This is a genomic window from Hydrogenophaga pseudoflava NBRC 102511 (assembly GCF_001592285.1).
Classification (GTDB): Bacteria; Pseudomonadota; Gammaproteobacteria; order Burkholderiales; family Burkholderiaceae_C; genus Hydrogenophaga; species Hydrogenophaga pseudoflava.
In genome coordinates, this window is the sequence record NZ_BCWQ01000016.1 from 34,229 (window position 1) to 46,475 (window position 12,247).

The 12,247-nt window shown below is 71.4% G+C and carries 5 protein-coding genes and 1 pseudogene; 1 reads left to right on the top strand and 5 read right to left on the bottom strand.

Annotated features, from left to right (window positions below; all coding sequences use genetic code 11):
• Positions 1-6: 6 nt before the first annotated feature.
• The 5 genes and pseudogenes from mltA to HPS01S_RS18170 all read right to left on the bottom strand — a co-directional run bounded on the left by mltA (position 7) and on the right by HPS01S_RS18170 (position 8,986).
• Positions 7-1,224 (bottom strand): murein transglycosylase A, encoded by a 1,218-nt coding sequence (gene mltA, locus HPS01S_RS18150; protein WP_084397504.1) that lies wholly within the window; start codon positions 1,222-1,224, stop codon positions 7-9.
• A gap of 76 nt (positions 1,225-1,300) precedes the next feature.
• Positions 1,301-1,939 (bottom strand): response regulator transcription factor, encoded by a 639-nt coding sequence (locus HPS01S_RS18155; RefSeq protein WP_066159312.1) that lies wholly within the window; start codon positions 1,937-1,939, stop codon positions 1,301-1,303.
• Between the two features lie 601 nt (positions 1,940-2,540).
• Positions 2,541-3,974: pseudogene (locus HPS01S_RS22430) on the bottom strand (PAS domain S-box protein); the annotation flags it as partial.
• Positions 3,975-3,978: 4 nt separating this feature from the next.
• Positions 3,979-4,785 carry a carbon-nitrogen hydrolase family protein gene (locus HPS01S_RS18165; protein ID WP_066159315.1) on the bottom strand — a complete coding sequence of 269 codons (807 nt, stop codon included), beginning with the start codon at positions 4,783-4,785 and terminating at the stop codon, positions 3,979-3,981.
• Between the two features lie 28 nt (positions 4,786-4,813).
• On the bottom strand, positions 4,814-8,986 hold the full coding sequence (locus tag HPS01S_RS18170; protein WP_066159318.1) for a YhdP family protein: 4,173 nt from the start codon (positions 8,984-8,986) through the stop codon (positions 4,814-4,816).
• Between the two features lie 14 nt (positions 8,987-9,000).
• On the opposite strand from HPS01S_RS18170, the gene glnE reads away from it, so the two are divergent.
• Entirely contained in the window at positions 9,001-11,790 is a 2,790-nt protein-coding gene (glnE, locus tag HPS01S_RS18175) for a bifunctional [glutamate--ammonia ligase]-adenylyl-L-tyrosine phosphorylase/[glutamate--ammonia-ligase] adenylyltransferase (protein ID WP_066159321.1), read from the top strand.
• Positions 11,791-12,247 lie beyond the last annotated feature (457 nt).

Consider the following 12,247-nt stretch of genomic DNA (forward strand, 5'->3'; position numbering starts at 1 on the left):
CCGCTGTCAGCGCGGCCAGAGCACCCACATCTGCAGCGGCTGCTTGAGCCGCGAGGCCAGCTGGTAGGGCGCGTCGCCCCAGTTGCCCCAACCGGTGAACAGGTCGGCGCGCACCGCGCCGGTGATGGCGCCGCCGGTGTCCTGCGCCATCACCAGGCGCTGCTGGTTGAAGACCACCCCTTTGGACGCCAGCCAGACCGGCGTGCCGTAGGGGATGCTCTGCGGATCGACGGCGATCGAACGGCCCGGTGTCAGCGGCACGCCCTGCGCCCCGGCGGGGCCGAAGCGGGCGTTGAGCTCGGTCAGGCGCACCTCGCGGAAGAACACGGTGCGCGGGTTGCTCCAGAGCATCTCGTTGAGCCGGCCGGGGTTCTGCGCGGCCCAGGCGCGGATGCCCTCCCAGTTGCCTTCGCGGATCTCGCGCCGGTCCAGCAGCCACTTGCCCACGCTCTGGTAGGGGTGGCCGTTGTGCGCCGCGAAAGCCACGCGGACCTGCTTGACCGTCCCGTCGGGCTCCTTGATGTTCAGCCGGCCCGAGCCCTGGATCTGCAGCACCAGGGCGTCGATCGGGTCGGACAGCCAGGCGATGACGCGCCCCCGGAGCGCGGCCTGCGCCGCGGGCAGGGTGTCGATCTCCTGCCGGGTGTACCAGGGCGGCTCGTTGCCGCCCAGGCGCACGCCGGCCGGCGGCGCGTACACCGGCACGCGGTGGCTGAAGGTGGTGGTGCGCGAGGCTTCCAGCACCGGTTCGTAATAACCAGTGAGCAGCCCCTGCGGCGCGCTGCCGTCGGGCTCGACCACGCGGTAGGGCTGGAAGCGGCTTTCGATCCAGGCCTGCTGCTCAGCGGTGCCGGCCATGATCAGCGGCCGCAGCTCGGCGCACAGCGGCGCCTGCACCGGCGAGGGCTTCTCGCAGCCGCGCACCCAGGCGCCCCAGACCTCGTGCAGGCTGTCCAGGCCCCAGCCGGGCAGGTCGCTCCAGCGCACCGGCACCCAGCGGCTGGCCGGCTGCTGGATGGCCGGCGGCAGGCTGCCGTCGGCCGGGCGGGCGCCCGGCGCGGGCGCCGAGGGCGGCACCTCGACGGTGGTGCAGGCGGCCAGGCTGCCTACAATCAGCGCCGTCGTCCACCGAACCAGTGCGCTCCGGCCCCTGTCCATGACCCTGTTGCTGCTCGAAGCGCTCGCTGCGCTGGTACTGCTGATCTTCATCGTGTGGTGGACCATGTTCTCGGGTCGGAAAAACGGGGAACTGCCCGAGGAGCGCAAGGCCGAGAGGCCCGATCCGCGGGACGACTGAGCCTCAGCGCGCCCCCAGCTGGCGCAGCGCGTTGGCCAGTTCGACGGCCGACTTCACGCCCATCTTGTCGAACACGCGCGAGCGGTGGACCTCCACCGTGCGCACGCTGATGTTCAGCCGGTCGGCCACCAGCTTGTTGGGCAGGCCTTCGATCACCAGGTCCATCACGTCGCGTTCGCGCTCGGTCAGGCTGTCCAGGCGCTGCTGCACGCTGCGCTGTGCGCGCCGCCCCTCCTGCACCTGGGCCGACAGCGCCAGCGCCTGCTCGACGCGGTCGACCAGGGCGTTGTCGGAAAACGGTTTCTCGCAGAAGTCGAAGGCGCCGCGCTTGACGGCGTCGACGGCGGTCGGCACGTCGGCATGGCCGGAGAGGAAGATCACCGGCATGGCCGCCTGCCAGGGCAGCGCCAGCAGCTGCTCGAACAGCGCCAGGCCGCTGGTGCCGGGCATGCGCACGTCCAGCAGCAGGCAGCAGGGCACGGAGGGTTCGGACGACCAGCGGGTGATCTCGGCCAGGAAGGCGTCGGCGCTGTCGTAGCGCTCGCTGAGCAGGCGCCGCGTGCGCAGCAGCCAGGCCAGCGCATCGCGCACGCCCGCATCGTCGTCGACGATGAACACCTTGGCGTCGGGATGCTGGGTCATGGGCGGGATGATAGCGACCCGCGCAGCGGCGGAGGGTGGGGGTTACACCCCCGGCAGCGTGAAGCGGAAGACCGTGCCGCGCGGCTGGGCCGGCTCGAAGGTCAGGGCGCCGCCGTGCTGCTCGATCACGGTGCGGCACAGCGACAGGCCCAGGCCCATGCCCTCGGCCTTGGTGGTGAAGAAGGGCGTGAACAGCTTCTCGCGCACCTCCTCGCTCAGCCCCTTCCCGTGGTCGGTGACCGCGAACTCGACCCAGGTCTTGCGCAGCGGTTCGCCATCGGCGGACTGCGCGCGGCGCGATGTGGATCTGGATGCTGCGCAGGCCCGAGGCCAGCGGCGGATCGCCCTCCGGCATCGCCTGCATGCCGTTGCGCGCCAGGTTCAGCAGCACCTGCTCGACCATGGTGCGGTCGCACAGCACCGCCGGACAACCGGGCGCGATGCGGGTCTCCACCCGGATGCCCAGTTTCTTGGCCTGCAGGCCCAGCAGCGGCAGGATGGCCTCCAGCAGGTCGGCCGGCGCCACCGCCTCGCGCACCTGTTCGCGCCGCCGCACGAAGTCGGCCACGCTCTTGATGACGCGGCCGGCGCGTTCGGCCTGTTCGCTCACGCGCTGCATGGCCTGGCGCAGCAGATCGGGCGGTGCATCGGCGTCGTCCAGCAGATTGAGCGAGCCGCTGGCGTAGCTGGCGATGGCGGCCAGCGGCTGGTTCAGTTCGTGGCTCAGCAGCGAGGCCATCTCGCCGACGGTGGCCAGGCGCGCGGTGGCCTGCAGCCGCTCCTGCGAGGCGCGGTTGAGCTCCTCGACGCGGCGCTGCTCGCTCAGGTCGAGGATGGCGCTCATGAAGCCGGTCTGCGTACCCTGGGCATCGATCAGCGGCGCCTCGATGATCAGCACCGGAAAGCGCGTGCCGTCCTTGCGCTGGAACACCGATTCATAGCCCTCGCGCGGGAGCACCTGGCCGGCCAGTCGCACCGCCTGGCGCTGCTGGTACTCGTTCACCAGCTCGGGTGGCCACCAGGGCGCGGGCAGGCCCGAGCCGATCAGCTCGCTGGCGGAGAAGCCCACCATCTGGCAGAACGCGGGGTTCACATAGGTCACGCGGCCGTTCATGTCGCGCGCGCGCAACCCGGTCACCAGCGAGTTCTCCATCGCCTTGCGGAAGGCCAGTGCCTCGGCCACCTCGGTCTCGGCGCGCTGGCGCCGCCGCATGTCGCGCCCCAGCAGCACCAGCACCGCCAGCAGGGCCAGCGAGAGCGCACCCACCACCGCCGTCAGCACGTTGGGGAACAGGCCGACGACCCGGCGCGGGCTCTCCAGCCGCAGCATCAGCGTGTGGCCCGGCAGGTCCAGCAGGGCGCTGGCCACCTGCAGGCTGCGGCTGCCCGAGACGGTGCTGTGCAGCGCCAGCCGGGTGCCATCGACCTCGGTGAAGGCCAGGCCGCGGTTGCGCAGCAGCGCCTTGTTGGTCAGCTCCGACAACAGGCCGGGCAGGGCGTAGGTCGCCACCAGGTAGCCTTCGGCTGCGCCGGCGCGCACGACCGGCAGGCACATCTCCATCAGCTCCATGCCCAGGCCGCTGCTCATGGGCCAGAAGTAGCTGGGCGAGAAGGAGGGGCCGGACACCCGCTGGGCGCTCTCGCAGGCCTGGCGCACGTCGGGCAGGGCCTGGGTGCGCGCCATCTGCCCGTACAGGTCGGACACATAGGACGAGTCGCGCTCGGCCAGCAGCCGCAGACCGGCGTCGCGCCACTCCAGCCGCACCAGTTCGCGGTGCTGCTCCAGCAGCTCGGCGGCCGGGTCCTGCCACGAGGCGGCTGTGGGGGCCACGCTGTGCAGCGCCTGCAGGGTCTGCACGTTGCGCACCAGTCCGCTGCGAATGTCGCCGGCCAGCGCCGCGGCGTCGCGCTCCAGCGCCTCCTGGTCGCGCGATTCCTCGTACTCGGCGGCCAGGAACACCAGCACGCCCAGCAGCAGCACCACCAGCAGCAGCAGCGCGCCCCACAGCAGCCATCGCCGCGGCGGTCGTTTCATAGGCTCACAGCCTGCGGTGCTGGAGGGACGGCAGCTGTTCGCGCACGCTGCGCAGGCGTTCAAGGTCGATGTCGGCCAGCACCACGCCCGGGCCTTCGGCCTGCATCGCCATCACCTGGCCCCAGGGGTCGATCACCATGCTGTGGCCCCAGGTGCGGCGGCCGTTCTCGTGCACGCCACCCTGGGCGCTGGCGATCACATAGGCCTGGTTCTCGATCGCGCGGGCGCGCAGCAGCACCTCCCAGTGCGCCTGGCCGGTGGTGTGGGTGAAGGCGGCGGGCACCAGCAGCAGGTCGGCGGCGAGCATGCGGTAGAGCTCGCCGAAGCGCAGGTCGTAGCAGACGCTCATGCCGATCCGCCAGTGTTCGCCGTGGCGCGTGGGCATCTCGAAGGAGACCGGCGTGTCGCCGGCCCGCAGCACCGCGGCCTCGTCGTAGGCCTCGCGGCCGTTGTCGTAGCGGAACAGGTGGATCTTGTCGTAGCGGGTGACGCAGTGGCCCTTGTGGTCGTAGACCAGCGAGGCGTTGGCCGCGTGCGCGGGGTCGTCGGTGGCCATGGGCAGCGTGCCGCCGACGATCCACAGCTTGAGCTCGCGCGCCGCGTCGGAGAGGAAGTCCTGCACCGTGCCCAGGCCGGTCTGTTCGGCCAGCAGCAGCTTGTCGGCGTCGTGCTGGCCCATGAAGCAGAAGTACTCGGGCAGCACCGCGAGTTCGGCGCCGGCGCGGGCGGCCTGGTCGAGCAGCGCGCGCGCGGCGCTGAGGTTGGCGTCCAGGCTGATGCCCGAGACCATCTGGATGGCGGCGACTTTCATGGGTGCTCCTTGGTATCGGTGTGCGTTTTTACTTCTTTTCGATCTTCTCGACCTTGGGGTCGGCCCAGCCGCCGCTGATGTGGAACTGCTGGGTGGTGGCCGACTGCAGCGGTTCGCGCAGCAGGAACTGGGCCAGGAAGGTGCCCAGGCCGATGGCGGGGTTGATGGCGGTGGCGATCAGCGAGGCGGTGCCGGCGTTGAGTTCGGGCACCACCACCACCTTGAGGTCCTGCTGCTCGCGCACGATGTCGGCGCTGCCTTCCATCAGCACGGCGGCGTTCACCCCCTTCATCTGCAGGTTGTTGGTGGTCGCCACGCCCTGCGCGATCTTGGCGTCGCCGCGCACGAAGTCGAAGGCGAAGCCCTCGGAGAACACGTCGCGGAAGTCCAGCGTCAGCCGCCGCGGCAGGGCCTGCAGGCTCAGCACGCCCAGCAGCTTGGCCGCGCCCGGCTCGACCTTGAGGAACTGGCCGGTCTCGAAGTTGGCCGCCATCTCGCCCGAGAGGCTGGGGTAGTCCAGCGTGAAGGGCGAACCGAGCCAGCCGATCTCGCCCTCGATGTGGCCGCTGCCACCGCGCACCACGCCCGCACGGCCGAAGCGCGTCAGCAGCTGGCCCGCGTCGTCCACGTCCAGCCGGAAGTCCAGCCGGGTGCGGCGCGCGGCGCCCTCGTCCCCGGTGGCCGCCCAGTTGCCGCTGGCGATCAGGCGCGCCTCGGGCACGCGCACGTTGAGCTTGTTCAGGCGCCACTCCCGGTTGCGCCCCACGCCGCGGTTGACGGCCTGGATGTCCACCAGCCCGAGCTGGCGGCCCGAGAGCACCAGGTTCTCTACCGTGATGTCCAGCGCCGGCACGCTGCTGGGCTGCTGCAGCAGCTGCTCGACATCGGCCGCGGCGCTGGGCGCCAGGTCCAGCCGCGCCAGCCGCGCGTAGACGCTGCCGGCGCTGCCGCCCGCCGCCTGGCGGTATTCGACATAGCCGTTGAGCTCGTCGGCGTCGACGTTGGCGCGCCACTGCGTGCCCTCGCGCGAGCCGCCCAGCACCACGTTGTTGAAGCTGCGGCCGTCGACATCCACCTGGCCGGCGCGCACCGCCAGCACGGTGGGCAGGTAGTTCAGGCTGGCCGCCTGGGCCGTCGGCGCGGTCGTGCCCGCGCTGGTGCTGCGCACGTCGACGCCGCTGGCCTCGCTGAACACGCGCTCCCAGGCGTCCACGTCGATGCGGGCAAAGCGCAGGTTGGCCGCCACGCCCTGCAGCGGCAGCGGCGCGGCCTCACCCGCCTGCAGACCCACGCCCAGGCTGCCGCGCAGCACCCGTGCCTCGGTCCCGGTGACGTCGCGCTCGTACTGCAGCGACAGCAGGGGCTGCGCCGCGGGGCCGATCTCGACCGCCAGCCGGTCGGTGCGGGCCACCTCGCCAGCACCCTCGGGCGCCACCCCCACCACAGCGTTGTCGTAGCGCAGCGGCAGGCTGTCCTCGGCCTTCTTGGAAAGCGGTGCCGGCAGGTCCACCGCCAGGCCCTGCAGCGAGCTGGTCACGCTGATCTCCGGCGCACCGCCCCGGAAGCCCAGCCGCGCGGTGTAGGCCGCGCTGCCGCTGGCGCTGGCGAACAGGCGCGAGACAAAACCCAGCCCGCCATCGCGCAGCCCTTCGGCGGTGGCGCTGCCCTGGCCGCGGAATTCCACCTTGGCCACGCCGCGCGGGTCGGGCTGCAGGCCGCCTTCGAGCACCACGTCGCCGCCATACAGGCGGGCGCGGGCGTCGGCCAGCCGGAAGCCGCGCTCGGTGAAGGAGATGCTGCCGCTGCTGCGCTCCAGCAAGGGCGCATCGGGCGTGATGCGCAGGTCGTTGCCACCCAGCTGCACGCTGCCCTGCAGCGCGAAGTCCTCGATCTTCTCAAGGGGCAGCTGCAGCTTGAACGACACCCCGGCATTGCCGGTGCCCGTGGCCCTGGACAGGGCGCCGGAGAGCAAGCCGTCGAGCGGCGAGGTCTGCACGAAGCGCAGCACCTCGGCGGCCGGCCCCTGGGTGCGCGCGCCGACCTCGACCCGCGGCGAGCCCATGAGGTCGGGGATCAGCACCTCACCCTCGCCCAGCCGCACCTGCGGCAGGCCCTCGACCCCGGCGCTGAGCCCGCTGAGTTTCAGCGAGGCCTTTTCGAGCACCAGCTGGCCATTGACCGCCTTGAGCGCCGGCCAGGCCGGTGCGCCCTCGTCCTGCAGGTAGGGCGGCAGGTAGGCAAAGTCGACGCCCTTGAGCGCCGCGGTGATGCGGAACTCGCCGTCGGCGCCGGCCTGGTGGAAGGGCAGGTCCCAGAGGTCGCCGCGCACGCGGAACTCGACGCGGTCGGACGCCCCCCCGCGGATCGCCTCGCGCACGTAGCGGCGCGCGTCGGTGCCCACCGACAGCGGCATGTAGCGGTGCACCTGGGCGGCGTCGGCGCGGGTGAGGGTGGTGCTGAGGTCGAGCACGCCGGGGAAGCGGGACTTGGCGTTGCTGCGCGCCGGATCGGCCGTGGTCCAGTGCAGGCGGCCGGTGCCGGCGGCGTCGGCGTTGGCCAGGCGCATGTTGTCCAGCCAGACCTCGATGCGCTCACCCGAGACGCTCCAGCGGGCGTCGGCCTGGAGGCTGCTCAGGGGGATCTGCGGTTGCTCGAACATGCCCGGCAGCTCCAGCGCGCCATCGGTGATCGAGACGCGCGCGGTGCCACCGCCCTGGTGGAAGTCGAAGTCGGCGCTGGCGCCCGCCACGCCAGGCCGGCCCAGTTCAGGGTAGGGCCCGTAGGCCGACATGCGGCCACTGGGCTGGCCGGCCAGCGCCAGGCCGCTGACCCGCCCCCTGGCCTGGTAGGCGGTGACGGGTGGTGCCGGCGGCGGGGGCTGGCCCGCCACCGCCGCCGGCACCACCGGCTGCTGCCAGCGCGCCGACAGGCCCTGGACCTGACCGGCCGGGCGCAGGCTGGTGAGCAGGTCGCGGCTGGCCTGGGGCAGGGGCACGCGCGTGGCCAGCGCGGCCAGCGCCGCCAGGTCCAGGCGGTCGGCCTCGACGGTGGTCGTCGCGCTGGCATTCGCGCCGCGGGACAGGCCGTTGTCGTGCGCCAGCCGCAGCTTGCTGGCGGGCCAGTCCAGGCCGTCCTGGGTGCGGAAGCTCAGGTCGTCGCTGGCCACCTGAAAGCCCTGGGCGCCCCAGCTGGCCACCACCCGGCCATCGACCCGCTCCAGCGCCAGCTCCGGCAGCTGTTCGCCCAGCCGCGTGGCGACCTCGCGCAGACCCATGTCGACGGTGGCGCCGGCCACCTGGCCGCGCTCGACATCGGCCCAGGCGCGCAGGCGGCCCTGGCCGGCGCGCACCTCGACGCCCCATTCGGACAGGTCGACATAGGCCCTCAGGCGCGAGACATCGACCGCCGGGAAATCGCCGTAGACCTCACCGCTCCAGTTGTGCCAGGGCGCCTGGTTCGGCGGCTGCGGCCCCAGGTCCAGCAGGGGTTCGCGCATCTGCGCCATCAGGCTGAAGGTCTGTCCCCACTCGGGCGGCGGTGTCGCATCCAGCCGCAGCAGGTGGCTGCGCACTCGGTTGCGGGCCACGAAGCTCAGCTGGTTCAGGGCCAGCGGGGGCTGGCCCTTGAGTTCGTCGGTCCAGCGCACGGTGCCGCCCCGGATCACGAACTCGGACTGCGAGAAGAACCAGTCCGCGGCGCGGTGGTCGCCGGTCTGCGGCCCCGAAAAATCCAGGCCGGCGATTTCGATGCGCCCCTGCGGCGTGCGGCGGATGTCGAGCACCGGCGCCTCGATCAGCAGCTGCTCGAAGCCCAGGCGCCAGAGCGACGTGACCGACACCGCCGCCCGCACCTTGGGCAGCCGGAGGGCCTCACGGCCCTGGGGGTCGAGCAGACGCACGTCGCTGAGTTCGAGCGTCGGCACCAGGCGCAGCAGGAAGCCGGCGCGGGCACTGGCGTCGCCCTGCGATTCGGCGCGGATCGCACCCACCTGGACAGGTACCCCCACCGCCGCACTGGCCCAGCGCTCCAGGTCGGGGCGCCATTCGCCGATTCGCGGCACAATCCAAAAATGCAAGGTGCCCCAGGTGAGTGCGAACAGGAGCCAGACCGTCAGCACCATCCACAGCAACAGCCGAGTGATCGCCGACCAGGTCTTCTGGGTTCTTGAGGCAGGGGCGGCTGGGGCCGGGCTTTGATTCATATCCAACGCAAATTATGACGGTCAGCCCTCTCGACGGTTCCGCAGCGTCGGTTTCTCCTTTGTCGCCAAATGTGAACCCCGCCGACACCCCGCTGCCGCCCCGGCTGGCCGAGCACTCTCGCTTTGTGCAACGGGTGCGCCGCCGCTACGAGAACGAGCTGGCCTGCCTGCCGCCGGGCCCGCCGGTCAAGGCGGCCATGAACACCTGCCTGGCCACCCTCACCGGCCGCGGCCTGCCCATGCCCGCCGCCCTGCGCGTGCTGCGCCAGCTGGTGATGGAGCGGCTGGTGGTGCTGGACTGCGAAGAGGGTGCGTCCCTGCAGGACATCACCCGCGCAGTGACCGAGCTGGCCGAGCTGGCGCTGGACCAGGCCTGCCGGCTGGCGTTTGCCGACCTGGACGATCTGCACGGTGCGCCGCTGGACGAGAACGGCCAGCGCGCCCAGCTCTGGGTGATCGGCATGGGCAAGCTCGGCGCGCGCGAGCTGAACGTTTCCAGCGACATCGACCTCATCTATGTGTACGACGCCGACGGCGAAACCGCCGGCAACGCGGCGGGCCGCAACCGCATCAGCAACCACGAGTACTTCGGCAAGGCGGTCAAGCACATCTACAACACGGTGGGCGAGACCACCGAACACGGCCAGGTGTTCCGGGTCGACCTGGCGCTGCGGCCCAACGGCAACTCGGGGCCGGCCGCAGTGTCGCTGGGCGCGCTGGAGGAGTACTTCCTGGTGCAGGGCCGCGAGTGGGAGCGTTTCGCCTGGCTCAAGAGCCGCGTCGTCGCGCCGGCCGCCTGCATCGCCGACAAGAGCGCCAGCGCACTGCGCGGGGCCGTGCTGCCATTCGTGTTCCGCAAGTACCTGGACTACAACGTCTTCGATTCGCTGCGCACCCTGCACCGCCAGATCCGCGATCACGCGTCCAAGCGCGCCGCGGGCAACCCGGGTCGGGCCAACGACGTCAAGCTCTCGCGCGGCGGCATCCGCGAGATCGAGTTCACCGTACAGTTGCTGCAGGTGGTGCGCGGGGGCCAGTTCCCCGAACTGCGCACCCGCCCCACGCTGGACGCGCTGCAGCGCGTGGCCAAGGCCGGCCTGATGCCGCGCGCCACCGCCGACGCGCTGGCCGCGGCCTACGACTTCCTGCGCAAGGTCGAACACCGCATCCAGTACCTGGACGACCAGCAGACCCACCTGATCCCCACGCGCGACGACGACCTGGCCTGGATCGCCGCCACCCTGGGCTTCCCCGACATGTGCGCCTTCCTGTGCGCGCTGGACGCCCACCGCGAGACCGTGGCCCACGAGTTCGACATCCTGCTGGGCGGCGCGCCCGGCGGCGGCTGCAACGGCAAGGGCTGCAACAAGAACGGCTCGCGCGGCGCCGTGGAAGACCTGCAGGGCGTGATGGCCGGGCTGCCCGAGGCCTTCGCCGCCAAGGTCGCGCAGTGGTGCGAGCACCCGCGGGTGCTGGCGCTGCGCGAGGACGCCCGCCTGCGCCTGGTGCGCCTGGTCCAGCGCACCGGCGCCTGGCTCGACGAAGGCCGCGTCAACGAACAGGCCGCGCTGCGCCTGGCCGACTGGATCGAGCCGCTGCTGCGCCGCGAGAGTTACCTGGCCCTGCTGCAGGAGCGGCCCTCGGTGCACGAGCGGCTGCTGCGCATCCTTGGTGCGGCCAAATGGCCGGCGCGCTACCTGCTCAAGCACCCGGGCGTGATCGACGAGCTGGCCGGGCGCCAGCTGATGGAAGAACGCTTTGACGCCGCCCAATTCGAGGCCGACCTCGAAGACCGCCGCACCGCGCTGCGCCGCACCGGCGAGGACGACGAGGAAGAGCTGCTGAACCTGCTGCGCCGCGCCCACCACGCCGAGGTGTTCCGCACCCTGGCGCGCGACATCGAGGGCGTGCTGACGGTGGAGCAGGTGGCCGACGACCTCTCGGCCCTGGCCGACGCGGTGCTGCGCGTGACCGCGCGCTGGTGCTGGGCGCGGCTGAAAAACCGCCACCGCGAGGAGCCGGCTTTCGCCATCATTGGTTACGGCAAGCTCGGCGGCAAGGAGCTGGGCTATGGCAGCGACCTGGACATCGTGTTCGTCTACGAGGACGAGGACGAGAACGCCAGCGAGATCTACGCCGCCTTCGTGCGCAAGCTGATCAACTGGCTGCAGGTCAAGACCGGCGAGGGCGACCTGTTCGAGATCGACACCGCGCTGCGGCCCAACGGCAATTCCGGCCTGCTGGTGACCAGCTTCACGGCGTACGAGAACTACCAGCGCGGCCGCGGCAGCAACACCGCCTGGACCTGGGAACACCAGGCCATGACCCGCGCGCGCTTCGTGATGGGCATGGCCGGTCTGCAGCCGCGCTTCGACGACGTGCGCGAGGCGGTCATCACCGCCGAACGCGACCGCGCGGCGCTGGCGCAGGAAATCACCGCCATGCGCGAGAAGGTGCGCAGCGCCCACCCGGTGCGCGGCGAACAGTTCGACGTCAAGCACAGCCCGGGCGGCATGGTCGACGTGGAGTTCGTGGTGCAGTACCTGGTGCTGGCGCACTCGGGCGAACACCCGGAACTGCGCGGCAACCTGGGCAACATCGCGCTGCTGCAGCGCGCCGAGGCCGTGGGCCTGCTGCCCAAGGGCGTGGGCCAGGAAGCCGCCGACGCCTACCGCGAGCTGCGTGCCATCCAGCACCGCGCGCGGCTGGACGAGGCGCCCCCGCAGATCGGCGCCGACGCGGCCGCCGGCATGGCGGCCGCGGTGCAGGCACTCTGGCGCCACGCGCTGGGCAAGACGGCATAGCCCCAGCGCTCCGCCGCTGCGCGGGTCGCTGCCCCACGAGGGGGCGCAAACTCAGCCTGGGGCGGCCCGGCGCTGAGTTCCCTGGCCCCACGCTCCGCCGCTGCGCGGGCCATTCCGACCGATAACCATGCTCCCTTCATGGGTGTTGAAAAGAATGTTTCGGCTGTTTTGTGACTGATCAGTCACAATAAAACCAAGCAGTTCATTTTGGTACACCAGCCACCGGAGGGCACATGGTCATCCACCCGCGGAACTTTTCCGCCACGAATCCTCTCAATGCTTTCACGATGGCGCCAAAGTTGGTGCTGTCGGATGTTCAGGTTTTTGCACTGCGAAGCCTTCCGCCGATCGCGGCGGATGAAATCCCGAGGCGCTTCTCCTCCTCCTCCCTCCCTCCCTCCTTCGCGTCGGGGCGCTTCGCAGGCTTTTCTTCTTCCCCCCTCCACCGCCCCCACGG

Coding starts and splice junctions, on each gene's coding strand:
- HPS01S_RS18170 (WP_066159318.1), bottom strand. CDS start 8,986: ATGAATCAAAGCCCGGCCCCAGCCGCCCCTGCCTCAAGAACCCAGAAG.
- mltA (WP_084397504.1), bottom strand. CDS start 1,224: ATGGTCCACCACACGATGAAGATCAGCAGTACCAGCGCAGCGAGCGCT.
- HPS01S_RS18155 (WP_066159312.1), bottom strand. CDS start 1,939: ATGACCCAGCATCCCGACGCCAAGGTGTTCATCGTCGACGACGATGCG.
- HPS01S_RS18165 (WP_066159315.1), bottom strand. CDS start 4,785: ATGAAAGTCGCCGCCATCCAGATGGTCTCGGGCATCAGCCTGGACGCC.
- glnE (WP_066159321.1), top strand. CDS start 9,001: ATGACGGTCAGCCCTCTCGACGGTTCCGCAGCGTCGGTTTCTCCTTTG.